Origin of the sequence: Pseudomonas sp. USHLN015 (genome assembly GCF_037153275.1) — a bacterium.
GTDB lineage: Bacteria > Pseudomonadota > Gammaproteobacteria > Pseudomonadales > Pseudomonadaceae > Metapseudomonas > Metapseudomonas tohonis.
The window spans coordinates 194,090-220,573 of the sequence record NZ_JBBCKP010000003.1; the positions used below are offsets into that span (position 1 = coordinate 194,090).

Below are 26,484 nucleotides of genomic sequence, written 5' to 3' on the forward strand. Positions count from 1 at the left end.
TCTCCACTGGGCGCCTGCGGGGTTGCAGGCGCGCGCATCTTGCTCCCGCGTGCGGGCGATGTCCAGTGTCAGGCGGCGGGGATGGGCAGGCGCTGGCCGGCGAGGCTGAGCGCGAGGTGTGCGAGGCCGATCCACGGATCGCCGGCGGCCTGGCCCTTTATCTGTGCATCGATGCGCTGGGCATCGCTGAGCAGTTGGTTCCAGCGCGAGGCGGGATGACGTTGCAGGGCACGGCTGACCAGGGGGCGGCGCTTGTCCCACACCGGCGGGCGGGCGGAGGCGAAGGCTTTCTCCAGCGGCACGCCCTGGGCGTACTGCTGGGCGATGCCGGCCAGCTGGCGCAGTTCGCGGGCCAGCGCCCAGAGGATCACGGGGGTTTCCACGCCTTCGCCGCGCAGGCCTTCGAGGGTGCGCAGGGTATGCGCGGCCTCGCCGTTGAGCGCGGCGTCGATCAGGCCGAAGACGTCGAAGCGGGCGCTGTCGGCCACTGCGGCCTGCACGGTGGCGGCGTCGATCTGGCCGCCTTCGGCGAGCAGCTTGAGCTTCTCGATCTCCTGGGCGGCGGCCAGCAGGTTGCCTTCGACGCGGGCGGCGATCAGGTCGACCGCCTCCTGGTTGGCGGCGAGACCGGCCTGGGCCAGGCGCTGGCGTATCCATTGCGGCAGCTGGTGGGCGTCCACTGGCCAGATCTGCAGGAACTGGGCGTTGGGACCGTCGATCAGGGCCTTGGCCCATTTGGTTTTCTGGGTGCTGCCGTCCAGCTTGGGCAGGCTTACCAGCAGCAGGGTGTCTTCCGGCGGCCGCGAAAGGTATTCGAGCAGCGCGGCGGCGCCCTTGTCCCCGGGCTTGCCGTTGGGAATGCGCAATTCGATCAGGCGCTTGTCGGCGAACAGCGAGAGGCTGGCACCGGCTTCATGCAGCTGCCCCCAGTCGAAGCTGGCCTCGACGTTGAAGACCTGGCGTTCGTTGAAGTCGCGCTCGCGGCAGGCCGTGCGGATGGCATCGCAGGCTTCCTGGCACAGCAGCGGCTCGTCGCCGCTGACGATGTAGACAGGGGCGAGGGTGCCTTGCAGGTGCTTGCTGAGTTGGGCGGCGTTGAGCTTCATGGGCAGGGGAAATGACCGGGGCCGCAATAGCGGCCCCGTGCACCTTACTGGACGGGCAGTTGCAGCGGGGATTGCTGCGGCTTGGCTTCTTCGGCGCGACGCTCGGCTTCCAGGGCGTCGGCTTCGGCCTTTGCCTTGGCTTCGGCTTCGGCCTGCAGCTGATCCAGGCGCTCGGGCGTGATCAGTTGCAGGCGCATGGCCAGTTGCTGAACCAGCTCGCGGCGCATTTCCTCGCGCAGTTGGCCGGACTCCTGGTCGGAGCCGATCAGGTTGTTGCTGTCGTGGGTGTAGTAGCGCTGGATGTCCATGCGGTCGCTGAGCAGCAGCAGGTCCTTGTTGCCACGGATCTCGTAGTCGAGGGTGACGTTCAGCTCGTACTCGGCGCTGCGCGCGGAGCCGGTGTAGGTGGCGGTGCGCTGGTCTTCCTTCTCGCGGGTGAGGACCAGGGTGTAGGGCGCGCCGGCGTGGACGTTGACGTCGCTGTTCTCCAGCAGTTCGCGGACCTGCTTGACGGTCTCGCCGTAGCTGTTGCGGCCGGTGACGTCGATTTCCTTCAGGGCGAACCGGGTGTCGCCGGTGCCGCGCAGTTGAAAGCCGCAGGCACTGAGCATCACGGCCAGACCCACGACCAGTAGATTCCGTTTCTTCATTTCTGTTTTCCCCTTGGCGAACGTACCGGTGCCGCGCTCCACACGCGGCCCCGGGCTCAATCAGTTGGCGACGATGTTGACCAGCTTGCCGGGCACCACGATGACCTTGCGGATGGTCAGGCCTTCGGTGAAGCGCAGCACGTTCTCGTTCTCCCGCGCGGTGGCCTCGACGGCTTCGCGGCTGGCGTCGGCCGGTACGTCGATGTGACCGCGCAGCTTGCCGTTGACCTGCACCACCAGTTGCAGGCTGTCCTGCACCAAGGCGTCGGCATCGACCTTGGGCCAGCTGGCGTCGATCACCGGGTCGGCATGGCCCAGCTCGCGCCACAGCTCGTGGCTGATGTGCGGGGTGATGGGGGCCAGCAGCAGGGCCACGGTCTCCAGGCCTTCCTGCAGCAGGGCACGGTCCTGGTCGGTGTCCTGGGCGGCTTTCTCGAGCACGTTCATCAGGGTCATCACGGCGGCGATGGCGGTGTTGAACTTGTGGTGCTGGCCGACATCCTGGCTGGCCTGCTTGATGGCCAGGTGGATGGCGCGGCGCACCTCTTTCTGGGCGTCGTTCAGGCCGGCCTTGTCCAGGCTGCCCGGCAGGCCGGCGTTGACGTGGGCCTGGCCCAGGCGCCAGACGCGGCGCAGGAAGCGGCTGGCCCCTTCGACGCCGGAGTCGGACCACTCCAGGCTCATGTCCGGCGGCGAGGCGAACATCATGAACAGGCGGCAGGTGTCGGCACCGTAGGCGTCGATCATGGCCTGCGGGTCCACGCCGTTGTTCTTCGACTTGGACATCTTCTCGGTGCCGCCGATTTCCACCGGCTGGCCGTCGCTCTTCAGGCGCGCCCCGATGACCTTGGCCTTGGCGTCGCGCTCGACCTCGACATCGGCCGGGTTGAACCAGTCCTTGCCGCCGTTGGCGGTGGTGCGGTAGTAGGTCTCGGCGACCACCATGCCCTGGGTCAGCAGGTTCTTGAACGGCTCGTCGGAGCTGACCAGGCCTTCGTCACGCATCAGCTTGTGGAAGAAGCGCGCGTAGAGCAGGTGCAGGATGGCGTGTTCGATGCCGCCGATGTATTGGTCCACCGGCAGCCAGTGGTTGGCGGCGGCGGGGTCGACCATGCCCTTGTCGTAGGTGGGCGAGGCGTAGCGGGCGAAGTACCAGGAGCTCTCCACGAAGGTGTCCATGGTGTCGGTTTCGCGCTTGGCCGCAGCGCCGCATTTCGGGCAGCTGCATTCGTAGAACTCGGGCATCTTGGCCAGCGGCGAACCGGCGCCGTCCGGCACCACGTCCTCCGGCAGGACGACGGGCAACTGGTCCTCGGGGACCGGTACGTCGCCGCAGCTCGGGCAGTGGATGATCGGGATCGGGCAGCCCCAGTAGCGCTGGCGGCTGATGCCCCAGTCGCGCAGGCGGAACTGGGTGCGGGCCTGGCCGAGGGATTTCTTCTGCAGGGCCACTTCGATGGCGTCGAAGGCACCGGGGAAATCCAGGCCGTCGAATTCGCCGGAGTTGATCAACTGGCCATGCTCGCCATAGGCGGGCTGCCAGGGCGCGGGGGTTTCGTCGCCGGCGCTGGTGCGCACCACCGGCTTGACCGGCAGGCCGTACTTGGCGGCGAACTCGAAGTCGCGCTCGTCATGGGCGGGCACGGCCATCACGGCGCCTTCGCCGTAGTTCATCAGGACGTAGTTGGCGACCCAAACCGGCAGCTTCTCGCCGGTCAGCGGGTGATCGACGAGCAGCGGCGTCGGCAGGCCCTTCTTTTCCTGGGTGGCGATGTCGGCTTCGGCGACGCCACCGCGCTTGCACTCGTCGATGAAGGCTTGCAGTTCGGCGGCCTTGTCGGCCGGCAGCTTCTGCAGGGCGATCGCGGCCAGCGGGTGCTCGGCGGCCACGGCCACGTAGGTGGCGCCCATCAGGGTGTCCGGACGGGTGGTGAAGACCTTCATCGCCCCGGCCTGGCCGATGCTGGCCTGGTCGTAGGGGAAGCTGACTTCCATGCCGCGGGACTTGCCGATCCAGTTGCGCTGCATGGTCTTGACCTGCTCGGGCCAGCCCGGCAGTTCGTCGAGGCTGGAGAGCAGCTCATCGGCGTAGGCGGTGATCTTGAAGTAGTACATCGGGATTTCGCGCTTCTCGATCAGCGCGCCCGAACGCCAGCCACGGCCGTCGATGACCTGCTCGTTGGCCAGCACGGTCTGGTCCACCGGGTCCCAGTTCACGGTGCCGTTCTTGCGGTAGATCACGCCCTTCTCGAACAGGCGGGTGAACAGCCACTGTTCCCAGCGGTAGTAATCCGGCTTGCAGGTGGTGACCTCGCGGGACCAGTCGATCGCCAGGCCCAGGCTTTTCAGCTGGGACTTCATGTAGGCGATGTTCTCGTAGGTCCACTTGGCGGGGGCGACGTTGTTCTTCATGGCGGCGTTTTCCGCCGGCATGCCGAAGGCGTCCCAGCCCATGGGCTGCAGCACGTTCTTGCCCTGCATGCGCTGGTAGCGGGCGATCACGTCGCCGATGGTGTAGTTGCGCACGTGCCCCATGTGCAGCTTGCCGCTCGGGTAGGGGAACATCGACAGGCAATAGAAGGTGTCCTTGCCGGGCTGTTCGCTGACTACAAAGGATTTCTGCGAATCCCAGTGGGATTGCGCGGCGGCTTCGATTTCGCGGGGCTGGTAGTTTTCGTGCATGGCTACTTGCGCTGAGAAATGGGCATTCAGAAGGGTCGCTGTCCGGGGACCGGTAGGCCTGATCTGAAAAGGAAATTCAAGCGCCGTAGCATACATGACCCCCCTTGGCTGAGGGAAACCCTGATTGACCGCCGCCAGGCCCCGGCCCACCGTTTGTCGCGGCACCCTGTAGGTTCGACGCCTGGCGCTAAGCTATTCATTAGCTTTGCAAAAGTCGGATGCGGTAACGAGGTGTCGTTGGATGGGCGAGATGCGGCGAGCGGAATCGGCGAGCGGGCTCTACGAGCGGCTGCTGCATCGCCTGGCGCTCGCGCTGGACGAAGCCGACACCGCCATCCGCCTGCGTGACGAAGACCCCCGCGAGCTGGAGCTGAAGGGGCTCAGCCCCGCCGAGCTCGAGCTGATCCGCGCCTACCTCGACAACGACCTGCACTGGCTGCGCGGCTGGCACGCGGCGGCCGAAGAGCTCGCGCTGATCGAGCAGCAACCGGCCAGGCCCAAGCTCACCCGCTCCGCCGCCAAGCCCCCGGCCGCGCCTGTTCGCGTAGCCAAGCCCCTGTTCAAGCGTCGCCAGCAACTGGTCTGCGCCCTTTGCGGGGCAGCCGCCAGCTGGCAGCGTGGCCAGGGTGTGCAGGCCTGCCCGGCCTGCGGCTCGCAGCTTTTCCGTACCGGTAATCCCCGTTAGGCTTCGCGCACCTTCTGGAGGTGCTCGAATGCCCATTCGCTATTTCTTCAAGCAACTGCTGCTGCCGCCGGGTGGCCTGCTGCTGCTCCTGCTGGCCGGCTGGTGGCTGCGCCGCCGTAGCCCGCGCCTGGCGCTGTGCTGCTTCGTGCTTGGTTTCGGTGGCCTGTGGGCGATGAGCCTGCCGGTGGTGGTGCAATGGTCGGCACGCGCGCTGGAGACCGAAAAGCCCCTGGCCGAGAGCGAGCTCAAGGACCTGCCCGCCCGTGCCCAGGCCATCGTCGTGCTCGGCGCGGGGCGCATGCGCGGCGATCCCGCCTGGGGCGAGGACCAGCCCAGCCTGCTGGCCACCGAGCGTGTGCGCTATGCGGCGCGCCTGGCCAGGGCCAGCGGCCTGCCGGTGCTGACCTCCGGCGGGCTGCATTACGGCACCCCGCCCAGCGAGGCGGCGATCATGGCGCGGACCCTGGAGTCGGAGCTCTCGGTGCCGGTGCGCTGGCAGGAAGGCAGCAGCCGCACAACCTGGGAGAACGCCGTGGAGAGTGCGCGCATCCTCAAGGCCGAGGGAATCGACAAGGTGGTATTGGTGACCCAGGCCTTCCACATGCAGCGGGCGCGCTGGTGCTTCGAGAAAGTCGGCCTGGAGGTGGTGCCGGCGCCCATGGGCGCCTATGGGGTTCCCCCCGGCGACCCGTTCGGCGGCTGGCTGCCCGAGGCGCCGGCAGTGTGGAAGAACGGCATGCTGTTCAACGAATGGATCGGGCTGCTCGCCTATCCGCTGGCCTATCGCTGAAGTGGCGTCGTTCCCGGGCCGAAGCCCGGGCTACGCAGCCGCCATGATCTGCCGGGTCACACCGTCTTGGCGATGCGGCTGGCCAGCAGGGCCCAGCCGAACAGCAGGCCGCAAAGAATGACCAGCGGCCAGGCGCGCCATTTGAGGTAGGGCGTTAGCTCCTGCATCGGCACCACTTCACCGTAGAGGGTGGCTTTCTCGAACTGCGGGATGCGTTCGGTGATCTGGCCGAAGGGGTCGATCAGCGCGGTGACGCCGTTGTTGGTGGCGCGGATCATCCAGCGGCCGGCTTCCAGCGCGCGCATCTGTGCCATCTGCAGGTGCTGCAGCGGGCCGATGGAGGTGCCGAACCAGGTGTCGTTGCTCACGGTCAGCAGCAGCTCGCTGTTGGCGGAGAGCCCTGCGGCGAACTCGGGGTAGACCACCTCGTAGCAGATGAACGGCGCGATGCGGTAACCCTTGGCCAGCAGCGGCTCCTGGTCGGTCGGGCCGCGTGCGAAGTCGGACATGGGCAGGTCGAAGAAGGCGATCAGGCCGCGCAGCACGTCCTGCAGGGGCACGTATTCGCCGAAGGGCACCAGCTTCTGCTTGAGGTAGGTGCCTTCGCCTTCGCCGATCACGGTGATGCCGTTGTAGTAGCGCTTCTCGCCGCGCTCGTTGGCCTGGCGGATCGGCACCCCGGTGATCAGGGTGGCCTTGCGTTCGAGGGCGAAGCGGTTCATCACCGACAGGTAGCCCTCGGCGTATTCCTTGAGCACCGGCACGGCGGTTTCCGGCCAGATGATCAGGTCGGCCTGCTCGGCGCTGAAGGTCATGTCGCGGTACAGCGCAAGCTGGGCGTTGAGCTGGGCCGGGTCCCATTTCATGTTCTGTTCGACGTTGCCCTGCAGGGCCGCGACCTTCAGCGGTTCACCGGCGGGCCTGGTCCAGGCGTGGCCCTTCAGGGCCTGGCCGGCGATCCAGGGACCGACCAGCAGCACCACCCCGGCGGCGAGGAAGGCCGGGCGTGCGCGCAGGCGCACGAGGTTGACCAGCAAGGCGGCGGTCAGCGCCAGGACGAAGGACACCAGCCACATGCCGCCCACCGGGGCGAGCCCGGCCAGGGGCGCGTCGAGCTGGCTGTAGCCGGCGTAGAGCCAGGGGAAGCCGGTGAGGAACCAGCCGCGGAAGGCTTCCTGGGCCAGCCACAGGGCGGAGAAGGCCAGGGCGTCGGCCAGGGGCGCTTCGCTGCGGCGGAACCAGCGCGCCCAGACGATGGCGGGCAGGGCGAAGAACAGGGCCACGCCGGCGCTGAAGCCGCCGGTGAGGAAGGCTGCCAGCGGCACCGAGGCGGCGCCGTAGTCGTGGATGCTGACGTAGATCCAACTGGTGCCGGCGATGAACAGGCCGAAGCCGTAGCACCAGCCGCGGACGAAGGCCGCCTTGGGCGCGAGGTCGCGCAGGCCCAGGTAGAACAGTGCCAGGGACAGCAGCGAGATGGGCCAGATATCGAAGGGCGCGAGGGCCAGCGGGGTGAGCGCGCCGGCCGCCAGGGCCAGCAGGTTGCCCGGCCAGCCGGGGCGGGTGATCCAGTTCATGCACAGTCCTTGGGCTTGGTGGCGCGGGGCGCCCGGGAGTTCGTCGCGGCGCAGTCTAGCCGGGCCACGCCCGCGCCGGGAAGCGGCGGGCGTGGTGGCGCATCAGCGGGACAGCGGGGTGAGGCGCAGCAGGTGCAGGCGACGGCTGTCGGCGTTGAGCACGCGGAAGCGGAAGCCCCCGATCTCGGTGATCTCGTTGCGCTTGGGCAGGTGGCCGAAGGCGCCCATCACCAGGCCGCCGACGGTGTCGAACTCGTCTTCGGAGAAATCGGTCTCGAAGAACTCGTTGAAGGCGTCAACCGGGGTCAGCGCCTTGACGATGAAGTCACCGCTGGGCAGCGGCTTGATGTAGCTGTCTTCCTCGACGTCGTGCTCGTCCTCGATGTCGCCGACGATCTGCTCCAGCACGTCCTCGATGGTCACGAGGCCCGCCACGCCGCCGTATTCGTCGATGACCACGGCCATGTGGTTGTGGTTGGCGCGGAACTCCTTGAGCAGGACGTTGAGGCGCTTGGACTCGGGGACGAAGGTCGCCGGGCGCAGCATGTCCTTGATGTTGAAGGGGCGCTCCGGGTCCTGGAGGATCAGCGGCAGCAGGTCCTTGGCCAGGAGGATGCCCATCACGTCGTCCAGGCCTTCGCCGATCACCGGATAGCGCGAGTGCGCGGCGTCGATGATCGCCGGGAGGAATTCCTTGGGGCTCTGGTTGGCCTTGATGCTGATCATCTGCGAGCGCGGCACCATGATGTCGCGTACCTGAAGGTCGGCGACCTGGATCGCACCTTCGACGATCGACAGGGCTTCGCTGTCCAGCAGCTTGTTCTGGTGCGCTTCGCGCAGGAGCTCCAGCAGCTCCTGGCGGTTCTTCGGCTCATGGGCAAAGGCCTGGGTCAGCTTTTCCAGCCAGGACCTGTGCCCGTTGCTCGATCGATCTTCGCTCATATGTCCTTGCTCGGTGCCTTTCTCATTCGTCATCGCGATAGGGGTCGGGGTGGCCCAGTTCAGCCAGCAAATCCCGTTCCAGTGCTTCCATTTCCTCGGCTTCCTCGTCCTCGATGTGGTCGTAGCCGAGGAGATGCAGACAGCCGTGGATGACCAGGTGCGCCCAGTGGGCTTCAGGCGACTTGCCCTGCTCGGCGGCTTCACGTGCCACCACGGGGGCGCAGATCACCAGGTCGCCGAGCAGCGGGATGTCCAGCAACTCGTCGGGTACGTCGGCGGGGAAGGACAGCACGTTGGTGGCGTAGTCCTTGTTTCGCCAGGTGTGGTTCAGTTCGCGGCCCTCGGGCTCGTCCACCAGGCGGATGGTCAGCTCCGAGTCGGCGCTGCGCTGGCGCAGGGCCAGTTCGCACCAGCGGCGGAAGTCGGCTTCAGCGGGAAGCGCGGGGGCTTCGCTGGCCAGTTGCAGGTCGAGTTCAAGCATCGGCGTCGATCGCACCCGGGTCGTTGTCGGCAGGCTTGGGCTTGGGCTGGTTGCGATTGTCGTAGCGGTCGTAGGCTTCGACGATGCGCTGCACCAGCGGGTGGCGCACCACGTCCTGGGACTTGAAGTTGGTGAAGGCGATGCCCGGCACATCCCGCAGCACGTCGATCACGTGGGTCAGGCCGGAGCGGGTGCCGCGCGGCAGGTCGACCTGGGTGATGTCGCCGGTGATCACGGCCGTGGAGCCGAAACCGATGCGGGTGAGGAACATCTTCATCTGCTCGAGGGTGGTGTTCTGACTCTCGTCGAGAATGATGAAGCTGTTGTTAAGGGTGCGGCCGCGCATGTAGGCCAGCGGAGCCACTTCGATCACCTGCTTTTCGATCAGCTTGGCCACCTGCTCGAAGCCGAGCATCTCGTACAGGGCGTCGTAGAGCGGGCGCAGGTAGGGGTCGATCTTCTGCGACAGGTCGCCGGGCAGGAAGCCGAGCTTCTCGCCCGCCTCGACCGCCGGGCGCACCAGCAGGATGCGGCGCACTTGCTCGCGCTCCAGCGCATCCACGGCGCAGGCGACGGCGAGGTAGGTCTTGCCGGTGCCGGCCGGGCCGATGCCGAAGTTGATGTCGTGGTCGAGGATCGACTTCACGTAGCGCTGCTGGTTGGCGCCACGGGGGCGGATCATGCCCTTGCGCGTGCGCAGGGCGACACCGGTGTCGGCCTTGGCGGGGGTGGCCAGCTGCTCCATGCCGGTTTCCTGGAGGAACAGGTGGACCATGTCCGGTGACAGCTCGGTGGCTTCGGTTTCGCGGTAGAGACGGCGCAGGAGGTTTTCCGTGGCCTGGGTACGCTGCGGCTCGCCGACCAGTTCGAACTGGTTGCCACGGTTGCGTATCTCGATGGCCATGCGCTGTTCGATCAGCCGCAGGTGCTCGTCGAATTGGCCGCACAGGTTGGCGAAGCGACGGGCTTCAAAGGGGTCCAGGGTGAAACGGTGCAAATCCAGGGGTGCGTTCAATGTCGTCTGTATGTGGCCGCCGAACGGCAGGGATAGGAAAGGAAGAATAAACCCAGGTGCCCGACTGTGAAAGCTCGGGCACCTTGGAATTCAGTGCAGGGTCCCTTCGATCAGGGTGCCGCGCAGCGAGTGGGGCAGGGCGTCGTCGATATGGACGTCGACGAACTGGCCGATCAGGCGCGGGTTGGCGCTGCGGAAGTTGACGATGCGATTGTTCTCGGTGCGGCCCTGGAGCATGCCCGGGTCCTTCTTGGAGAAGTCGCTCACCAGGATGCGCTGGGTGCTGCCGACCATCCGTCGGCTGATCTCGAAGCCCTGCTGGTGGATGCGCCCCTGGAGGATCTGCAGACGCTGCTTCTTCACTTCGTCCGGCGTGTCGTCCACCAGGTCGGCGGCCGGTGTGCCGGGGCGCGAGCTGTAGATGAAGGAGAAGGAGAAGTCGAAGCCGACGTCTTCCACCAGTTTCATCGTCGCTTCGAAGTCCTTCTCGGTCTCGCCGGGGAAGCCGACGATGAAGTCGGAGCTGATGCAGATGTCCGGCACCGCGGCCTTGAGCTTGCGGATGCGGGATTTGTACTCGAGTGCGGTGTGGTTGCGCTTCATCGCCGCGAGGATGCGGTCGGAGCCCGCCTGTACCGGCAGGTGGACGAACTTGACCAGTTCCGGCACCTCGGCGTGGGCCTGGATCAGCGCGTCGGAGAACTCCAGCGGGTGCGAAGTGGTGTAGCGGATGCGCTCGATACCGTCGACGGCGGCGACCACGCGGATCAGCTCGGCGAAATCGGCGATGCGCCCGTCATGGGTGGTGCCGCGGTAGCCGTTGACGTTCTGGCCGAGCAGCGTGACCTCGCGCACGCCGTTGTCGGCGAGGTGGATGACCTCGGCCAGCACGTCGTCGAAGGGGCGGCTGACTTCCTCGCCCCGGGTATAGGGCACGACGCAGAAGGTGCAGTACTTGCTGCAGCCTTCCATCACCGAGACGAAGGCGCTGGAGCCATCCACGCGCGGTTCCGGCAGGCGGTCGAACTTCTCGATCTCGGGGAAGCTGATGTCCACCTGGGGCGTGCGGGTGCTGCGTGCGGCGTCGATCATCTCCGGCAGGCGGTGCAGGGTCTGCGGGCCGAAGACCACGTCGACGTAGGGCGCGCGATCACGGATGGCCGCGCCTTCCTGGCTGGCGACGCAGCCGCCGACACCGATCACCAGGTGCGGATTCTGCTGCTTCAGGTCACGCCAGCGGCCGAGCTGCGAGAACACCTTGTCCTGCGCCTTCTCGCGGATGGAGCAGGTGTTGAGCAGGATGACATCGGCGTCTTCGGCGCGCTCGGTCACTTCCAGCGCCTGGTGTTCGCCCAGCAGGTCGACCATGCGCGAGGAGTCGTACTCGTTCATCTGGCAACCGTGGGTCTCGATGTAAAGCTTCTTGGCCATGCACGTTCGTCGGGTGGTTCGAAGAACCGCGCATTATAGTCGGCAGGGCCCCGGCTTCCTAGCGTTGACCGTCCGGAGCCGTGCTATGCTTCGCGCCCCTCGAACTTCCCCCTCCTGCCGCCCCCTCCATGACCAAGCGCGAACCCATCTACAAGGTGATCTTCCTCAACCAGGGCCAGGTGTACGAGATGTACGCCAAGCAGATCTACCAGAGCGATCTGTGGGGGTTCCTGGAGGTGGAGGAATTCGTCTTCGGCGAGCGCACCCAGGTGGTGGTCGACCCCAGCGAAGAAAAGCTCAAGGCCCAGTTCGAAGGCGTGGTACGCAGCTTCGTGCCCATGCACGCGATCATCCGCATCGACGAAGTCGAGCGCCTTGGCACGCCGAAGATCAGCGAAGCCAAGGTCACCGGCAACGTCATGCCGTTTCCCATGCCGATGCCGGATAAGAGCAGCTGAAAGCCTGAGGTCTGAAGTTGGAAGTGTCGTGTGTAGGATGGGTAGAGCGTAGCGAAACCCATGCGGAGCGGTGTTCGGCGTGACTCCGAATGGTGGACCGGTAAAGCGTGGTCCACCCTACGTCCAGGTTGCGAAAACAAGGAAGCCTGGAGTTGACGACCATCATCGACCCCCCCAGGCTCTTCCAGCTTCCAGCTGCCCCTAAGGCAACGGCGCGAAAGGCGAGCCGCCGTCGGCGGTCTGCAGTTCGATCAGGTAGTTGCGGAAGATCTGGCCCAGCACTTGGGTGGCGATCTCCAGCTCGTCGGCCCGCATCTGGCCGGAGACCATGTCGGCGGTGTCCATCGCTTCGTCCGAGCCGTTCACCGCAGCCATCTTCAGCACGATATAGGCCTGCACATTGCTGGCCGGTACGCCTTCGCCACGGAAGAACATGTTGCCGAGACGGAACTGCGCCTGGGCGTTGCCTTTCAGGGAGGCCTGCTCGAACCAGTTCAGCGCCTGGTGCAGGTCGCGGGGGGTGCGCTTGCCGTCGTAATAGAATTCGCCCAGCTCGTACTGCGCCTCGGTGTCGCCGGCCTTGGCGGCCTGCTGGCAGTTGGAGAGGGCTTCCTGCTGGTCTTCGGGTTGCGTATTCAGGCTGCAGCGCCCGGTGGCCGGGATCAGCAGGGAGTTACCGCCGGCTTCGGCCAGCAGCGGGGAGAGGAGCAACAGGCTGCCCAGGGTCAGGATGCGGCCGGTGCGGTTCATGAAATCACAACGCCTCGAAAAGCAGTGCGGGCGACGGGCCCGGCCGGCGAAACGCGCCGACCGTCACATTATGAAATAAGCAAGGCGCTTCTTACAAAGTCTTTGCGCGGATTTCCTTGCATCCGGGCGCCCACCCCTGGGCCGGGCTCCCGGATGTAACGGCCGCGTAAAGGCGGTCAGGCCTTTTTCAGTTCGGCGAAGGCGCGCTCGGCGGCGTCCAGGGTGATGGCCAGTTCGGCGTTACCGTGGGCGATCGAGGTGAAGCCCGCTTCGAAGGCGCTGGGCGCCAGGTACACGCCGCCCTGCAACATCAGGTGGAAGAAGCGCTTGAAGCGTTCGGCGTCGCTGGCCATCACGTCGTCGAAGGTGACGATGTCGTCGGCACCGCTGAAGTACAGGCCGAACATGCCGCCCGCCTGGGTGGTGACGAAGGGGATGCCGGCGGCATCGGCGCGTTGCTGCAGGCCGTCGAGCATGCGGCTGGTGTAGTCGCTCAGCTCGGCGTGGAAGCCGGGACGGCTGATCAGCTTCAGGGTGGTCAGGCCGGCGGCCATGGCCAACGGGTTACCCGACAGGGTGCCGGCCTGGTAGACCGGGCCCAGCGGGGCGATCTGCGACATGATCTCGCGCTTGCCGCCGAAGCAGCCCACCGGCATGCCGCCGCCGACGATCTTGCCGAAGGTGGAGAGGTCCGGCGTCACGCCGTAGTGGGCCTGGGCGCCGCCGAGGGCGACGCGGAAGCCGGTCATCACCTCGTCGAAGATCAGCACCACGCCGTGCTGGTCGCAGAGGCGGCGCAGGCCTTCGAGGAAACCGGGGGCGGGCGGTACGCAGTTCATGTTGCCGGCGACCGGCTCGACGATGATGCAGGCCACGTCGGCGCCAGCTTCGGCGAGCATCTTCTCGACCGCGCCGATGTCGTTGAAGGGCAGCGTCAGGGTGTGCTTGGCGAAGTCCGCCGGCACGCCGGCCGAGCTCGGTACGCCCTGGGTCAGCAGGCCGGAGCCGGCCTTGACCAGCAGGCTGTCGGAGTGGCCGTGGTAGCAGCCTTCGAACTTGATGATCGCATCACGCCCGGTATAGCCACGGGCCAGGCGGATGGCGCTCATGGTGGCCTCGGTACCGGAGCTGACCATGCGCACCATCTCCATGGACGGCACCAGGGAGCAGACCAGGTCGGCCATCTCGGTTTCCATGGCGGTCGGTGCGCCGTAGGAGAGGCCGTGCTGCAGCTGGCGACGCACGGCGTCGAGCACGTCCGGGTGGCCGTGGCCGAGGATCATCGGGCCCCAGGAGCCGACGTAGTCCACATAGCGCTTGTCGTCCTCGTCCGTCACGTAGGCGCCTTCCGCGTGCTTGAAGAACAGCGGTGTGCCGCCGACGCTCCGGAAGGCGCGGACCGGCGAGTTGACGCCGCCGGGGATGTGTTTCTGGGCGTTGGCGAACAGGGTTTCGGAACGGGACATGTCGGGCTCTCTCTGGAAAACGGGTGTACGTACGGGGCTCAGGCCGGGTTGAACAGCGCGCTGAAGGCGCGCGCGCGGCGCTCGACTTCGGCGGGGCTGTCGGCAGCGAACAGGGCGTGGATCACGGCGACCAGGTCGGCACCACGGGCGATCAGCCCCGGGGCGTTGTCCTGGGTCACGCCGCCGATGGCGACCAGCGGCAGGTTGAAGCGGCGCTTGGCTTCCTCCAGCAGATCGGGCGTGGCGGCAGGCGCGCCGGGCTTGGTGTGGGAGTTGAAGAAGCGGCCGAAGGCGATGTAGCTGGCGCCTTCGCCGCTGGCGGCTGCGGCGAGCTCGAGGCTGGCGTGGCAGGTGCCGCCGATGATGGCGTTGCGGCCGAGCAGGGCGCGTGCGGCGGCGAGGGAGCCGTCGGTCTGGCCCAGGTGCACGCCGACGCTCAGGCGTGCGGCCAGCTCGGCGTCGTCGTTGATGATCAACTGCGCGCCGTGGCGTGCGCAGAGTTCGCGCAGGGCTTCGGCCTCACGCAGGCGACGGGCTTCGTCGGCGGATTTGTCGCGGTATTGCAGCAGTCGCGCGCCGCCTTTCAGCGCCGCCTCGACATAGGGAAGCAGGCGACCCTCGGCGAGCAGGGCGCTGTCGGTGATGGCGTAGAGGCCGCGCAGTTTCATGAGCAGAAATCCAGGGGCAGGCGACGCGGCACGAACTGGCCGTGACCGGGTTGCTCGGCGTCACGCAGGGTGCGCCAGGTGTAGTCGAGGGCCGTTTCCACCGCGCTGACCAGGTCCTGGCCCAGAGCCAGGCGACCGGCCAGGGTGCTGGCCAGGGTGCAGCCGGAGCCGTGGTAGCTGCCCGGCAGGCGCTGGCAGGTGAAGGTGTGCTGGGCGCCGTCGCGTGAGTAGAGGCGGTTGTGCACTTCGGTCTCGTCGCCGTGGCCGCCGGTGATCAGCAGGTGCTGGACGAACGGCAGCAGCTTCTCGGCGCACTGGTCGGCGCTGCCTTCGGGCAGCTCGGCGAGGATGCGCGCCTCCGGCAGGTTCGGGGTGGCCAGGGTGGCGACGGGCAGCAGGCGCTCGCGCAGGGCGAAGCCGACCTCGTCCTTGCCCAGGGCTCCGCCGCCGCCGGCGCGCAGCACCGGGTCGCAGACCAGCGGCACGCCCGGCAGGGCCTGCATGATCTCCAGCACGGTCTCGACCATCTCCACCGAGCCGAGCATGCCCAGCTTGACGGCCGATATGGGCAGGTCGGCGATCACGGCGTGGGCCTGGGCCAATACCCATTCGCGATCGAGCACGCGGAAGTCGGAGACGTTGACGGTGTCCTGCACGGTAAGGGCGGTCACGGCGGGAGCCGCGTGGCAACCTTGGGCGATCAGGGCTTCGATGTCCGCCTGGAGACCGGCGCCGCCACTGGGGTCGTGGCCGGAAAGACAGAGGACGATGGGGCGGGAGATGGGCTTTTTCATGGTGCGCGAGCTTATCACTTTTCCCGCTGCCGGAGCCGGCCCGGGCGCCGCGCATTGTCGGACAAATCGCCTCGGTGGCCCCTTGCCCCGACGGAGCCTGCCCAAGTGCCGTTCCGTCGGTCTCATGGTTTGCCTGTAATGGCCGTTCTAGAGCGGTTCGTTCGAGATGGCAGAGTGCCTCTTCGTCAGGCCTTCGGCTGTGCTAGAGTGAGCGAATTCGAACAACCAGGCCCCGCGTGGCGCGTCATCCCGGGAAGAAGGGACTTCCCGACGCGCGCGACAGGCCTTTGCGGGGCCTCATGCGGCGCGTCTTCCTTCTCTTCCTCCTCCTGTTTTCCACGTCCGTGCTGGCGGTCGAATTCGACGAGCACACCCGCCAACTGCCTCTCGGCCGGCACATGGACGTGTTCGAGGACGTGCGCGGCGACGCCAGCCTGGCCGATATCACCTCGCCTGCCCTGGAAGACAGCTTCCGTCGCCATGACAAGCCCGTGCTCAATGCCGGCTATTCGCGCTCGGTGTTCTGGCTGCGGGTCGACCTGGACTATCGCCCGCGCTCACTGGGCGGCCAGCAGCCCTGGCTGCTGGAGCTGGCCTATCCGCCACTGGACCACCTCGAGCTCTACCTGCCCGACGGGCAGGGTGGCTATCGCCTGGCCCAGCGCACCGGTGATGCGCTGCCCTTCGCCAGCCGCGAGATCAAGCAGAACAATTACCTGTTCAGCCTCAACCTGCAGCCCAACCAGCCCCAGCGCCTCTACCTGAGGCTGCAGAGCCAGGGCTCGATCCAGGCGCCGCTGGCCCTGTGGTCGCCGCAGGCCTACCTGGAAGAGCAGCCCGGGCGCATCTACGTCCTCGGTATCATCTACGGCGTGTTGCTGGTGATGCTGATCTACAACCTGTTCATCTTCCTCAGCGTCCGCGACACCAGCTACCTCTACTACATCCTCTATATCGCCTCGTTCGGGCTCTACCAGATCTCGGTGAACGGGGCCGGCATCGAGTTCTTCTGGCCCGACAGCCCCTGGTGGGCTAACGCCGCGACCCCCTTCCTGATCGGCTCTGCGGCGCTGTTCGGCTGCCAGTTCGCCCGCAGCTTCCTGCACACCGCCGAGCACAGCCCGTGGATGGACCGGACCCTGCTCGGCCTGATGGCCATGGGCGGCCTGGTGATGGTCCTGTCGCTGGCGGCCAGCTACGGCGTCGCCCTGCGCCTGGCCACCTCGCTGGCGCTGATCTTCACCGTGGTCATCTTCACCGCCGGTGTCCTCGCCTGGCTGCGCGGCATGCGCGTGGCGCGCTACTTCATCTTCGCCTGGACCACCTTCCTCATCGGTGGCGCCATCAACACCCTGATGGTGCTGGGCTACCTGCCCAACATCTTCCTCACCATGTACGCCAGCCAGATCGGCTCCGCGCTGGAGGTCGGGCTGCTGTCCCTGGCCCTGGCCGACCGCATCAACGCCATGAAGGAGGAGCGCACGCGCATCCTCCAGGAAGCCGGTCGCAAGCTGGAGGCGCTCAACCAGGAGCTGGCCAACAGCAACCGCCTCAAGGACGAATTCCTCGCCACCGTGACCCACGAACTGCGCACCCCCATGAACGGCGTGATCGGTTCCCTGGAGCTGATGCAGACGGTCAAGCTCGACGTCGAGCTGGAGCAGTACCAGAAGACCGCCGCCAGCTCGGCGCGGGACATGATGCGCCTGGTCAACGACATCCTCGCCATGACCGAGCTCCAGGCCGGCAAGCTCTACCCCCGCCGCGAGACCTTCAGCCTGCGCGGCCTGTTCGACAGCCTGCGCGCCCAGTTCGCCCCGCGTGCCGAGGAAAAGGGCCTGAGCTTCGCCCTGGAACTGGACGAGAGCCTGCCCGACATGCTCGAAGGCGACGCCGGCAAGCTCGCCCAGGCGCTCGGCTACCTGCTGGACAACGCCATCAAGTTCACCCACCAGGGCGGCGTGACATTGCGTGTAGAGCGCGAGAACGCCAGCGGCGACGACCTGGCGTTGCGCATCGAGGTGGAAGACACCGGCATCGGCTTCCAGACCCCCGCCGACGGCTCCCTCTACCGTCGCTTCCGCCAGATCGATGGCTCGATGACCCGCGAATATGGCGGCCTGGGCATCGGCCTGGCTCTCGCCCGGCAACTGGTCGAGCTGCTGGGCGGCGACCTTTCCCATGAATCCGAGCCAGGCCAGGGCAGCTGCTTCCGCCTGGACGTGCAACTGACCCGGCCGGCCCAGCCGCCATTGCAGGTGGCGCCGCCGCGTCGTGCTGCCGGCCAGGCCCAGCGACGGCCCGAGCAATGCACCGTGCTGGTGGTGGAGGACAACGCCATCAACCAGCTGGTGACCCGCGGCATGCTGCTCAAGCTCGGCTACCGCGTACGCACTGCCGACAACGGCGCCGAGGCGCTGGAGCTGCTGCGGCGCGAATCCGTGGACGGCGTGCTGATGGACTGCCAGATGCCCGTGATGGACGGCTTCGCCACCTGCCGGGCCCTGCGCGGCATGCCCACCTGCGCCGACCTGCCGGTGCTGGCGATCACCGCCCACAGCCACACCGGTGACCGCGAGCGCTGCCTCGCGGCGGGGATGAGCGACTACCTGGCCAAGCCGGTGAAATTCGAAGAGCTGCGCACCCTGCTGCATGACTGGTTGCTCTGCCGTCCGGTGGAAACCAACGCCTGATGCCCACCCGATTGCGGCGTTTTTCCCCTTTTTCTCGGCGCTAATCCCGCTTCCTGCAAAAACTGAATCCTGATTCACTGGGAAGAGATGAATCAGGATTCAGACCATGTACCGAGTCACCGCCACCCGTATCGACCGTGATCAGGAACTGCGCCGGCGCATTCTCGATTGCGCCCTGGCGCGCGTCGTCGAAGGCGGCTTCGCCGCCCTGACCATGCAGGCCCTTGCCGAGGACGCCGGGGTCGCCACCGGCAGCCTGTACCGGCATTTCCGCAACAAGGGCGACCTGGCCGCCGAAGTCTTTTCCCTCGCCAGCCAGATCGAGGTGGACACCCTGGCCCAGCTGCTGCGTGGCCCCGGTACCGCCACCTGGCGCCTCGCCGAGGGCCTCCGCCAGTTCGCCGCGCGGGCCTGGAACAGCCGGCGCCTGGCCTTCGCCCTGATCGCCGAGCCGGTCGACCAGGAAGTGGACGAGCAGCGCCTGCTCTACCGCGAGTCCTATGCCGAGCTCTTCATCGAGCTGCTGGAGGAGGGCCGTGCCAGCGGCGAGTTCGACCTCCTGTCCACGCCCCTTACCGCCGCCTGCCTGGTGGGCGCCATCGCCGAAGCTCTGGTCGGCCCGCTGTCACCGCCCGCCCGAGCCGCCCGTGAGCCCGGGCAGTCCCAGGCCGACCTCGACCTGGTCAGCCGCAACCTCGTCTTCTTCTGCCTGCGCGCCGTGGGCGCCGCCACCCCTGCCTAGGAGAATCGCCATGAACCTGCACCAGTTCGCCGAGACCCATGACGTGCTCAACCAGGTGCCGTCCCTGGACGGCGCCAACCTCTACCGCCTCGACCTGCCGCTGCAGGAGTGGACCCGCCGCTACGACGGTGGCTGGGCCGAGGCGCAACTCGATCGCTATGGTGCTGCCGCCGGCGGCGCGCTGATGGCCGCGGGTTTCCTGGCCAACGAGAACAAGCCGGTGTTCAAGAGCCATGACCGCTACGGCAACCGCATCGACCTGGTGGAGTTCCACCCCGCCTACCACGAGCTGATGGCTTCGGCCATCGCCGCCGGCATCCCCTCGCTGCCCTGGACCGACCCGCGCCCCGGCGCCCAGGTGGCGCGCGCGGCCCTCAACTACCTGCACAACCAGCCCGAGGCCGGCAACGCCTGCCCGCTGACCATGACCTACGCCAGTGTTCCGGCCCTGAAGCTGCAGCCCGACATCGCCGAGAAATGGCTGCCGAAGATCCTCTCCACCCAGTACGACCCGCGCAACCTGCCCATGGAGCAGAAGAGCGGCGTCACCATCGGCATGGCCATGACCGAGAAGCAGGGCGGCACCGACGTGCGCGCCAACACCACCCGCGCCCATCCCGTCGGCATCCCCGGCCCGGGCCAGGCCTACGAGCTGGTCGGGCACAAGTGGTTCTGCTCGGCGCCCATGTGCGACGCCTTCCTGACCCTGGCCTACACCGACAAGGGGCTGTCCTGCTTCCTGCTGCCGCGCCATCGCCCGGACGGCACCCGCAACCAGTTCTACATCCAGCGCCTGAAGAACAAGCTGGGCAACTGGGCCAATGCCTCCAGCGAGGTGGAATACCGCGGCGCGCTGGCCTGGATGATCGGCGAGGAAGGGCGCGGCGTGCCCACCATCATCGAGATGGTTTCCCTGACCCGCTTCGACTGCATGATCGGCTCCAGCTCGCTGATGCGTCAGGCCCTCACCCAGGCCGCGCACCACTGCGCCCACCGCAAGGTCGGCGGTCGCGTGCTGGCCGAGCAGCCGCTGATGCAGAACGTACTCGCCGACCTGGCCCTGGAAAGCGAGGCCGCGCTGGCCCTGACCATGCGCATGGGCCGCGCCCTGGACCACGCCCACGACGAGCAGGAAGACAAGTTCGCCCGCCTGGTCACCGCCGTGGGCAAGTACTGGATCTGCAAGCGTGCCCCCGCCATGATCAACGAAGCCCAGGAATGCATGGGCGGTGCGGGCTACGTCGAGGAGACTATCCTCCCGCGCCTCTACCGCGAGGCACCGGTGAACTCCATCTGGGAAGGCTCCGGCAACGTCCAGTGCCTGGATGTGCTGCGCGCCCTGTCCAAGGAGCCGGGCGTGCTCGATGCGCTGTTCGTCGAATTGGGCGACGGCCACGGCGACGCCCGCCTGGCCGCCCATATCGGCAACCTCAAGGCCGCGTTCCATGACACCGCCGACATCCAGTACCGCGCCCGCCAGCTCACCGAAGACGTCGCCGTGGGCCTGCAGGCCAAGCTGTTGCTGGAAGCCGGCAACGCCACCGTCTCCGACGCCTTCATCGCCAGCCGCCTCGGCCACGGCGGCCGCGTCTACGGCACCCTGCCGCGCGGCGTGGATGTCGAGGCGCTGGTGGCGCGGAGTTCGCCGCATCTGGCGTAAGGTTCGATGCGTGATTGCTTGAGTCGGGTGAAGCCCGGCGATCTCTCCGGGCAGCGGTTCAACGCCGCTGCCAGATCATCTTCCCGCCCGTGCCCTCGGTGACCAGGTAGGGGGCGCTGAAGCGGTAGCGGGCGGCGGGCTGGTAGTCGGCGGCGCCTTGCTGGCGCACCAGCAGCACGCCGTTGTCGCTGCGCCACTGGCCGCTGTACTGGAGCTCGCCGGGGCTGTCGTAGCTCCAGTCGCCGCCACCGCCGGCGGAGCGGGTCCATTGCGCCACGCTGCCGTCGGCGCCCAGGCGCAGGGTCATCACGGTGTTGAAGGAGGCGAAGCCGGTGCCGCCGCTGCTGTTGATGATCTTCTCGTGCACCCAGTCGCCCACCAGGGCCGGGTCCAGGCCGCCGCCAGCCTGAGCCGGTGCGGTCGCCTGCCCGGCGCGCTGGAACAGCGCCTGGCGTTCTAGCACCTGGCCGTTGCGTGGGTCGCGGGCGGCGATGCGGGTGTTGAGCTGCGCGTCGGCGTAGCGGGCGGCGAGGGTGGCGACCACCTGCCCGGATTGCGGCACGCTGATCTGGGCCCTCAGCACCTGGCCGTCGAAGCTGCCCGCAAGGTCCAGTTGCAGGCTGCCGTTCTCCACGTACTGGCCCTGCACCGCCTGGCCATCCTGGCGCAGCACCAGTTCGGTGGGCTGGCCGTCGAGGTTGGCCTGGTAACGGCCATCCAGTTCGCCGGCCACCAGGGTGGTGCAGTACAGGGCGGGCAGCAGCAGGGCGATCGAAGGGCGCATGGCGGTGACTCGTCGGGTGGGTGGCTCAAGCCTAGTTGCAGGCCCGCAGCGGCGCCACGGGAGAACAATCGTCGTGCAATGCGTCGAAGGCTCTATGCCGCAGGCCCGGACAGCGGCAAGATAGAACCTGTTCGCACAGACAGGATGCCGACCGTGACCCAGGATTCCGCCGAGTTTCTCATCGCCAGTACCGCCGAAGAGGCCGTCGACCGTCTGGCCGAACTGCATGGCCGCGCCACCTCCGCGCTGAGCCAGGCCCTCAAGCTCTACCTCAAGGAGCGGGTCGAGCCGGACGCCAGCCAACGCGCGCTGTTCCGCTACCCGGAGCTGCGCATCACCTACCGCTGCCAGGGCGAGGTGCCCTCCACCGTTCGCGCCTACGCCAAGATGCAGGTGCCGGGCACCTACAGCGTCACCGTCACCCACCCCGCCGCCTTCCGTAAATACCTGCTGGAGCAACTGCGCCCGCTGATGAGCGATTTCACCGTGCAGGTGGAGGTGGGCGTCAGCCAGCAGAACATCCCCTACCCCTATGTGGTGGAGCAGGGCGATGAGCTGGCCGGCACCGACGTGACCGCCGCCGCCCTGGCGCGGGTGTTCCCCAGCACCGACCTGTCCGCCGCGACCGACGGTGTCGCCGACGGGCTCTACGACTGGGAGCAGGCCGACCCGCTGCCCCTGGCGCTGTTCGACGCCGCGCGGGTGGATTTCTCCCTGCGCCGCCTGGTGCACTACACCGGCAGCGACTGGCGCCATGTGCAGCCCTGGATCCTCCTGACCAACTACCACCGCTACGTCGACCAGTTCATCCAGCACGGGGTGACCCAGCTGCGCGAGGACCCGCGCTTCGTGCGCATGGTGCTGCCCGGCAACGTGCTGGTGGAGCGCGACATGAACGAGGAGACCATGCAGGCGGTGATCGACAGCGTGGTCTGGCACCGCTACCAGATGCCGGCCTACCACCTGATCGCCGCCGACGGCCACGGCGTGACCCTGGTGAACATCGGCGTCGGCCCTTCCAACGCCAAGAACATCACCGACCACCTGGCGGTGCTGCGTCCGCACTGCTGGCTGATGATCGGCCACTGCGGCGGGTTGCGGCAGTCGCAGACCATCGGCGACTACGTGCTGGCCCACGCCTACATGCGCCGCGATGGCATCCTCGACCGGGTGCTGCCGCCGCACATCCCGCTGCCGGCCCTGGCCGAGGTGCAGCAGGCGCTGCAGGACGCCGCGGCGCTGGTCACCGGCGAGCGCGGCGAAGACCTCAAGCGGCGCCTGCGCACCGGCACCGTGCTCACCTACGACGACCGCAACTGGGAGCTGCGCTGGGCCCAGGAGCGCCCGCTGATCAACCTCTCGCGGGCGGTGGCGGTGGACATGGAGAGCGGCACCATCGCCGCCCAGGGCTACCGCCTGCGGGTGCCCTACGGGACGCTGCTGTGCGTCTCCGACAAGCCGCTGCACAGCGAGATCAAGCTGCCGGGCTCGGCCAGCGCCTTCTACCAGCGTGCCGTCAGCCAGCACCTGCGCATCGGCATCGCCGCGCTGGACCTGCTGCGCAACCAGCTCAACTCGTTGCACTCGCGCAAGCTGCGCAGCTTCGACGAGCCACCGTTCCGTTGATCGGCTGTGGATAACGACAAGGGCCGCATGATGCGGCCCTTGTCGTTTATGGAAGCGGGGCGACCGGTCCCGGCCGTTCGTTGCACGTCGGGGGGCCGGGCTCGACTCCGCTTGGTGGAGGTGAAAGGCGACCTCCACCCTACGCAGCGATCACGTCCGTGAGTGGGCCTGCCTTTGCGCGCGCAGCGTCGCTATCCCTGTGGAGCGAATTCGTTCGCGATGGGCCTCACTCCGCCCCTGCCGGCGCCATCACCGGCACCTGCCACTGGTAGCCCGGCGTCGGCACGCGGAAGTTGTCGGCGTCGACGTTCCAGTCCACCAGCGCCTTGGCCAGGTCCCGGGGCGGTGCGTACTGGCCTTCGTCGGTGAGGTTGAAGGTGCCGAAGTGAATGGCCAGGCTGTTGCGCGAATCCAGCTGCTTGTGGGCCTGCACCGCATCATCCGGGTTCATGTGGTTGTCACGCATGAACCAGCGTGGCGCGTAGGCGCCGATGGGCAGCGCGGCGAAGCGCATGGGCCCGAAGCGCTCGCGGATCAGGCGGAACTCCGGCCCAAGCCCGGTATCGCCGGGGAACAGCAGCGGGCCGTCCGGCGAGGTGATCACGAAGCCCATCCACAGGGTCTGGTTGGTGTCGCTGCGGGTGCGCGCCGACCAGTGCTGCACCGGCACCGAGTGCAGGGTGAGTTCGTCGTTCAGCGGCAGTTCTTGCCACCAGTCCAGCTCCACCACGCGGGCGAAGCCGGTCTCACGGATCAGCGGGCCGTTGCCCAGCCCGGTGGCGACGGTGGCCAGGGGGAAGCGCTCGGCCAGGCCGCGCAGGCTGTCCAGGTCCAGGTGGTCGTAGTGGTTGTGGCTGACCAGGATCAGGTCGATGGGCGGCAGCTGGTCGAGGCTCAGGCCCGGCTGCTGGTGGCGGCGCGGGCCGATGAAGCTGAAGGGGCTGACGCGCTGCGACCACACCGGGTCGGTGACGACGTTGAGCCCGCGGTGCTGGATCAGCACGGTGGCGTGGTTGATGTAGGTGACCCGCAGTTCGTCGCCCTGCACCCGCGCCACCACCTCGGGTGCCTCGGCAGCGGGCTCTTCCACCCAGGGCGCCTGCTTCTCGCGGTTGAACTGCCACTTCAGCACCGACCACAGGTCCTTGTGCGGCTTGGGGTCGATGTTGTGGAAGCGCTGGCCGTCGAAATGGTCCGTGGCCGGCCCCTGGTAGGGCGTGCCCGCGCAGCCGGCCAGGGTCATCAGGCTGATCAGCCAGGTGGGGCGTAACGCACGGGGCATGGCGGTCCTCGCTCTTGCGGTGGTGGGGCGCTCAACCTAGCATGCGCTTCCGATACCCTGTCCACTGCCGCTCGTAACCAGCCATGTCGTCCCGCCCGCCGCGCCCTGCACGTCCTCCCGCCCGCCGTCCCCAGCCCGCCGCTCCACGCCGTGTGGCCAAGGCGCCGCCGGCCGAACCGCGCCTGGTGCTGTTCAACAAGCCGTTCGACGTGCTCACCCAGTTCAGCGACGGGGAAGGGCGCGCCACCCTCAAGGATTTCATCGACATCCCCGGCATCTACCCTGCCGGGCGCCTGGACCGCGACAGCGAGGGCCTGCTGCTGCTGACCAACGACGGCCGCCTGCAGGCGCGCATCGCCGACCCCCGGCACAAGCTGGCCAAGACCTACTGGGTGCAGGTGGAAGGGGAGCCGAGCGAGGAACAGCTGCAGCGCCTGCGGGACGGCGTCGAACTCAACGACGGCCCGACCCTGCCGGCCGAGGCGCGCCTGCTGGAGACTCCGCAACTGTGGGAGCGCGACCCGCCGGTGCGCTTTCGCAAGAGCGTGCCCACCGCCTGGCTGGAGCTGGTGATCCGCGAGGGGCGCAACCGCCAGGTGCGGCGCATGACGGCGGCCGTCGGCTTGCCGACCCTGCGCCTGGTACGCGTGCGCATCGGCCCCTTCGCCCTGGATGGGCTGGGGCTCGGGCAATGGAAGGAAGTGCCGGCGCGTCTGGACTGAGCGCCGGCGAGGTGGGTCAGTAGAAGGACTTGATCACTTCTATGCCCTTGTTCAGCACCTCGCGCCAGGCGCTGCGCACCTCGGTGCTGTGTTCCTTGTCGTGCTCGGCGATGGTCAGCAGCAGCGACTCCACCCACAGGTCGTACATCTCGGGGCGGATGTCGAAGCCCTCGCGGGAGTGCGTGGCGCCGAGCGCACGCAGCTTGGTATCGGGCATGCCGCGCGCGAACATCACCAGGTTGAGGATGCCCTGGCGCAGCAGCGCCTTCTGTGCCGGCATGTCGGTCTCGGTGAACTTGGCGCGGATCTGCGGCGAGCTGTCGAGGAAGCGCCGGTAGAAGGCATCGAAGAAGTCGGGATTGGCACAGCAGCGTCCATAGCTCTGCATGACGCGATCGGTGGCGTTCATGTTGTCTCCAGGCAGGAAAAACGAAGCCGCCCGCGCAGGCGACCTTGCCGGCACGGGAGGCGCGGGTGAGGTTTTTACATGCCTTCGAGGCCGCCGATCACCAGGGACTTGATGACGAAGCCGAGTACACCGAGACCCAGGGCGAGAAACAGGATGAAGGTGCCGAAGCGGCCGGCCTTGGACTTCTTAGCGAGGTCCCAGACGATGAACGCCATGAACAGCACGAGGCCGGCGATCATTGCGGTCATCATCCACTCTTCGAATTTCTCGGGGCTCATTCTCAACCTCTAGCAGCGAAACGAATCAGGCCTGGCGCGAGAGGGCGCCGGGCAGTGATGCCGTGAGGGCGGGGGCTGCGGTTGTTGTTCTGCGAGCCTGAGGCTCTTTATTGGCGAAACCACGCGGGGCACAGCAAAGGCGCGGCGATTATACGCCGCGCCCAGGGCCTCGCCACTACCACCTCCGTATTAGCCGCGCAGATGGGTCAGCGGCAGCTCCGTGGTGCTCAGCACCTGATTGAGCACGAAGCTCGAACGCACGCTGGTGACGCCTTCGATGCGGGTCAGCTGGCCCAGCAGGAACTGCTGGTAGTGGTCCATGTCCGGCACCACCACCTTGAGCTGGTAGTCCGCCTCCATGCCGGTGACCAGGCAGCACTCCAGCACCTCCGGGCACTGGCCGATCACCGACTGGAAATGTTCGAAGCGCTCGGGGGTGTGGCGATCCATGCCGATCAGCACATAGGCGGTCAGGCTCAGCCCCAGCTTCTTGCGGTCGAGCAGCGCCACCTGGCGCACGATGTAGCCGTCGTCCTCCAGCTGCTTCACCCGCCGCGAGCAGGGCGAAGGCGACAGGCCGATGCGCTCGGCCAGCTCCTGGTTGGAGATGCGCGCATCGCGTTGCAGTTCGGCGAGGATCTTCAGGTCGTAGCGGTCGAGTCTTTCCATCTTTGCACCTGGATTCCGTGTGTATTGCCAGGAATGATGCTTTATTAGTGAAAAATTGCGCAAGTGGCAATCTGAACAGCAATCTTTGCAATCATCTGTCGCGCCTGTCGACTTAAGATTGTTT

Annotated in this window: 25 protein-coding genes; 8 read left to right on the forward strand and 17 right to left on the reverse strand. The window is 67.3% G+C overall.

The genetic code is table 11. The annotated features are described in order from the left end of the window. Positions 1–68: 68 nt before the first annotated feature. Genes holA through leuS form a run of 3 tightly spaced genes read right to left on the reverse strand, consistent with a single transcriptional unit; the run spans position 69 to position 4,438 of the window. On the reverse strand, positions 69–1,106 hold the full coding sequence (gene holA, locus WFQ67_RS07100; RefSeq protein ID WP_337056477.1) for a DNA polymerase III subunit delta: 1,038 nt from the start codon (positions 1,104–1,106) through the stop codon (positions 69–71). A gap of 44 nt (positions 1,107–1,150) precedes the next feature. Next, a complete protein-coding gene (locus tag WFQ67_RS07105) occupies positions 1,151–1,756 on the reverse strand; it encodes an LPS-assembly lipoprotein LptE (RefSeq protein WP_337056478.1) in 606 nt (201 codons plus the stop codon). Between the two features lie 60 nt (positions 1,757–1,816). Continuing rightward, positions 1,817–4,438, reverse strand: coding sequence for a leucine--tRNA ligase (leuS, locus tag WFQ67_RS07110; RefSeq protein ID WP_337056479.1), 2,622 nt, complete (start codon positions 4,436–4,438; stop codon positions 1,817–1,819). A gap of 241 nt (positions 4,439–4,679) precedes the next feature. Between leuS and WFQ67_RS07115 the strand changes: the two genes are divergently transcribed. Next, positions 4,680–5,123 (forward strand): hypothetical protein, encoded by a 444-nt coding sequence (locus WFQ67_RS07115; RefSeq protein WP_337056480.1) that lies wholly within the window; start codon positions 4,680–4,682, stop codon positions 5,121–5,123. A 28-nt stretch (positions 5,124–5,151) separates the two neighbouring features. Beyond that, entirely contained in the window at positions 5,152–5,913 is a 762-nt protein-coding gene (locus WFQ67_RS07120; RefSeq protein ID WP_213628364.1) for a YdcF family protein, read from the forward strand. 56 nt (positions 5,914–5,969) lie between these two features. Here the strand turns inward: WFQ67_RS07120 and lnt are convergent, their stop codons facing one another. The 5 genes from lnt to miaB all read right to left on the reverse strand — a co-directional run bounded on the left by lnt (position 5,970) and on the right by miaB (position 11,359). Beyond that, positions 5,970–7,490: an apolipoprotein N-acyltransferase gene (gene lnt / locus WFQ67_RS07125; RefSeq protein WP_337056481.1), complete on the reverse strand. Its 1,521-nt coding sequence runs from the start codon at positions 7,488–7,490 to the stop codon at positions 5,970–5,972. Between the two features lie 102 nt (positions 7,491–7,592). Further along, positions 7,593–8,432, reverse strand: coding sequence for an HlyC/CorC family transporter (locus tag WFQ67_RS07130; protein WP_173178490.1), 840 nt, complete (start codon positions 8,430–8,432; stop codon positions 7,593–7,595). A 22-nt stretch (positions 8,433–8,454) separates the two neighbouring features. Beyond that, entirely contained in the window at positions 8,455–8,913 is a 459-nt protein-coding gene (gene ybeY, locus WFQ67_RS07135; RefSeq protein ID WP_337056482.1) for an rRNA maturation RNase YbeY, read from the reverse strand. Next, on the reverse strand, positions 8,906–9,928 hold the full coding sequence (locus WFQ67_RS07140) for a PhoH family protein (protein WP_337056483.1): 1,023 nt from the start codon (positions 9,926–9,928) through the stop codon (positions 8,906–8,908). Before WFQ67_RS07140 ends, ybeY begins: the two co-directional genes overlap by 8 nt. A gap of 90 nt (positions 9,929–10,018) precedes the next feature. Further along, positions 10,019–11,359, reverse strand: coding sequence for a tRNA (N6-isopentenyl adenosine(37)-C2)-methylthiotransferase MiaB (gene miaB, locus WFQ67_RS07145; RefSeq protein WP_213628368.1), 1,341 nt, complete (start codon positions 11,357–11,359; stop codon positions 10,019–10,021). 128 nt (positions 11,360–11,487) lie between these two features. Between miaB and WFQ67_RS07150 the strand changes: the two genes are divergently transcribed. Next, complete coding sequence (locus WFQ67_RS07150; RefSeq protein ID WP_111261495.1) at positions 11,488–11,817, forward strand: DUF1820 family protein; 330 nt, start codon at positions 11,488–11,490, stop codon at positions 11,815–11,817. 201 nt (positions 11,818–12,018) lie between these two features. Here WFQ67_RS07150 and WFQ67_RS07155 read toward each other — a convergent pair whose 3' ends face one another. From WFQ67_RS07155 to WFQ67_RS07170, 4 genes are all read right to left on the reverse strand, one after another. After that, entirely contained in the window at positions 12,019–12,567 is a 549-nt protein-coding gene (locus tag WFQ67_RS07155; protein WP_111261494.1) for a tetratricopeptide repeat protein, read from the reverse strand. Between the two features lie 176 nt (positions 12,568–12,743). Continuing rightward, entirely contained in the window at positions 12,744–14,033 is a 1,290-nt protein-coding gene (hemL, locus tag WFQ67_RS07160; protein WP_111261493.1) for a glutamate-1-semialdehyde 2,1-aminomutase, read from the reverse strand. A gap of 38 nt (positions 14,034–14,071) precedes the next feature. Next, a complete protein-coding gene (gene thiE, locus WFQ67_RS07165) occupies positions 14,072–14,701 on the reverse strand; it encodes a thiamine phosphate synthase (protein ID WP_213628369.1) in 630 nt (209 codons plus the stop codon). After that, on the reverse strand, positions 14,698–15,495 hold the full coding sequence (locus tag WFQ67_RS07170; protein ID WP_213628370.1) for a hydroxymethylpyrimidine/phosphomethylpyrimidine kinase: 798 nt from the start codon (positions 15,493–15,495) through the stop codon (positions 14,698–14,700). Before WFQ67_RS07170 ends, thiE begins: the two co-directional genes overlap by 4 nt. 299 nt (positions 15,496–15,794) lie before the next feature. Between WFQ67_RS07170 and WFQ67_RS07175 the strand changes: the two genes are divergently transcribed. The 3 genes from WFQ67_RS07175 (at position 15,795) to WFQ67_RS07185 (ending at position 20,590) form a co-directional block, all read left to right on the forward strand. Further along, a complete protein-coding gene (locus tag WFQ67_RS07175; RefSeq protein WP_337056484.1) occupies positions 15,795–18,188 on the forward strand; it encodes a hybrid sensor histidine kinase/response regulator in 2,394 nt (797 codons plus the stop codon). Between the two features lie 106 nt (positions 18,189–18,294). Further along, entirely contained in the window at positions 18,295–18,930 is a 636-nt protein-coding gene (locus WFQ67_RS07180) for a TetR/AcrR family transcriptional regulator (protein WP_213628371.1), read from the forward strand. Between the two features lie 10 nt (positions 18,931–18,940). After that, positions 18,941–20,590, forward strand: coding sequence for an acyl-CoA dehydrogenase family protein (locus WFQ67_RS07185; protein ID WP_337056485.1), 1,650 nt, complete (start codon positions 18,941–18,943; stop codon positions 20,588–20,590). A gap of 58 nt (positions 20,591–20,648) precedes the next feature. On the opposite strand, the gene WFQ67_RS07190 is transcribed toward WFQ67_RS07185, so the two are convergent. After that, positions 20,649–21,374: a hypothetical protein gene (locus WFQ67_RS07190; protein WP_337056486.1), complete on the reverse strand. Its 726-nt coding sequence runs from the start codon at positions 21,372–21,374 to the stop codon at positions 20,649–20,651. 144 nt (positions 21,375–21,518) lie between these two features. Here WFQ67_RS07190 and amn point away from each other — a divergent pair, with 144 nt between their 5' ends. Then, on the forward strand, positions 21,519–23,000 hold the full coding sequence (gene amn, locus WFQ67_RS07195) for an AMP nucleosidase (RefSeq protein ID WP_173178499.1): 1,482 nt from the start codon (positions 21,519–21,521) through the stop codon (positions 22,998–23,000). Between the two features lie 226 nt (positions 23,001–23,226). On the opposite strand, the gene WFQ67_RS07200 is transcribed toward amn, so the two are convergent. Then, positions 23,227–24,282, reverse strand: coding sequence for an MBL fold metallo-hydrolase (locus tag WFQ67_RS07200; protein WP_337056487.1), 1,056 nt, complete (start codon positions 24,280–24,282; stop codon positions 23,227–23,229). Between the two features lie 152 nt (positions 24,283–24,434). Between WFQ67_RS07200 and WFQ67_RS07205 the strand changes: the two genes are divergently transcribed. Continuing rightward, on the forward strand, positions 24,435–25,004 hold the full coding sequence (locus tag WFQ67_RS07205; RefSeq protein ID WP_213630401.1) for a pseudouridine synthase: 570 nt from the start codon (positions 24,435–24,437) through the stop codon (positions 25,002–25,004). A 16-nt stretch (positions 25,005–25,020) separates the two neighbouring features. On the opposite strand, the gene WFQ67_RS07210 is transcribed toward WFQ67_RS07205, so the two are convergent. From WFQ67_RS07210 to WFQ67_RS07220, 3 genes are all read right to left on the reverse strand, one after another. After that, complete coding sequence (locus WFQ67_RS07210) at positions 25,021–25,413, reverse strand: globin (RefSeq protein WP_173178501.1); 393 nt, start codon at positions 25,411–25,413, stop codon at positions 25,021–25,023. A 74-nt stretch (positions 25,414–25,487) separates the two neighbouring features. Next, a complete protein-coding gene (locus WFQ67_RS07215) occupies positions 25,488–25,691 on the reverse strand; it encodes a DUF2788 domain-containing protein (RefSeq protein WP_021221994.1) in 204 nt (67 codons plus the stop codon). A 189-nt stretch (positions 25,692–25,880) separates the two neighbouring features. Next, positions 25,881–26,360: an Lrp/AsnC family transcriptional regulator gene (locus WFQ67_RS07220; protein ID WP_111261483.1), complete on the reverse strand. Its 480-nt coding sequence runs from the start codon at positions 26,358–26,360 to the stop codon at positions 25,881–25,883. Between the last annotated feature and the right edge of the window lie 124 nt (positions 26,361–26,484).

Coding starts and splice junctions, on each gene's coding strand:
- holA (WP_337056477.1), bottom strand. CDS start 1,106: ATGAAGCTCAACGCCGCCCAACTCAGCAAGCACCTGCAAGGCACCCTC.
- WFQ67_RS07105 (WP_337056478.1), bottom strand. CDS start 1,756: ATGAAGAAACGGAATCTACTGGTCGTGGGTCTGGCCGTGATGCTCAGT.
- leuS (WP_337056479.1), bottom strand. CDS start 4,438: ATGCACGAAAACTACCAGCCCCGCGAAATCGAAGCCGCCGCGCAATCC.
- WFQ67_RS07115 (WP_337056480.1), top strand. CDS start 4,680: ATGGGCGAGATGCGGCGAGCGGAATCGGCGAGCGGGCTCTACGAGCGG.
- WFQ67_RS07120 (WP_213628364.1), top strand. CDS start 5,152: ATGCCCATTCGCTATTTCTTCAAGCAACTGCTGCTGCCGCCGGGTGGC.
- lnt (WP_337056481.1), bottom strand. CDS start 7,490: ATGAACTGGATCACCCGCCCCGGCTGGCCGGGCAACCTGCTGGCCCTG.
- WFQ67_RS07130 (WP_173178490.1), bottom strand. CDS start 8,432: ATGAGCGAAGATCGATCGAGCAACGGGCACAGGTCCTGGCTGGAAAAG.
- ybeY (WP_337056482.1), bottom strand. CDS start 8,913: ATGCTTGAACTCGACCTGCAACTGGCCAGCGAAGCCCCCGCGCTTCCC.
- miaB (WP_213628368.1), bottom strand. CDS start 11,359: ATGGCCAAGAAGCTTTACATCGAGACCCACGGTTGCCAGATGAACGAG.
- WFQ67_RS07150 (WP_111261495.1), top strand. CDS start 11,488: ATGACCAAGCGCGAACCCATCTACAAGGTGATCTTCCTCAACCAGGGC.
- WFQ67_RS07155 (WP_111261494.1), bottom strand. CDS start 12,567: ATGAACCGCACCGGCCGCATCCTGACCCTGGGCAGCCTGTTGCTCCTC.
- hemL (WP_111261493.1), bottom strand. CDS start 14,033: ATGTCCCGTTCCGAAACCCTGTTCGCCAACGCCCAGAAACACATCCCC.
- thiE (WP_213628369.1), bottom strand. CDS start 14,701: ATGAAACTGCGCGGCCTCTACGCCATCACCGACAGCGCCCTGCTCGCC.
- WFQ67_RS07170 (WP_213628370.1), bottom strand. CDS start 15,495: ATGAAAAAGCCCATCTCCCGCCCCATCGTCCTCTGTCTTTCCGGCCAC.
- WFQ67_RS07175 (WP_337056484.1), top strand. CDS start 15,795: ATGCGGCGCGTCTTCCTTCTCTTCCTCCTCCTGTTTTCCACGTCCGTG.
- WFQ67_RS07180 (WP_213628371.1), top strand. CDS start 18,295: ATGTACCGAGTCACCGCCACCCGTATCGACCGTGATCAGGAACTGCGC.
- WFQ67_RS07185 (WP_337056485.1), top strand. CDS start 18,941: ATGAACCTGCACCAGTTCGCCGAGACCCATGACGTGCTCAACCAGGTG.
- WFQ67_RS07190 (WP_337056486.1), bottom strand. CDS start 21,374: ATGCGCCCTTCGATCGCCCTGCTGCTGCCCGCCCTGTACTGCACCACC.
- amn (WP_173178499.1), top strand. CDS start 21,519: ATGCCGACCGTGACCCAGGATTCCGCCGAGTTTCTCATCGCCAGTACC.
- WFQ67_RS07200 (WP_337056487.1), bottom strand. CDS start 24,282: ATGCCCCGTGCGTTACGCCCCACCTGGCTGATCAGCCTGATGACCCTG.
- WFQ67_RS07210 (WP_173178501.1), bottom strand. CDS start 25,413: ATGAACGCCACCGATCGCGTCATGCAGAGCTATGGACGCTGCTGTGCC.
- WFQ67_RS07215 (WP_021221994.1), bottom strand. CDS start 25,691: ATGAGCCCCGAGAAATTCGAAGAGTGGATGATGACCGCAATGATCGCC.
- WFQ67_RS07220 (WP_111261483.1), bottom strand. CDS start 26,360: ATGGAAAGACTCGACCGCTACGACCTGAAGATCCTCGCCGAACTGCAA.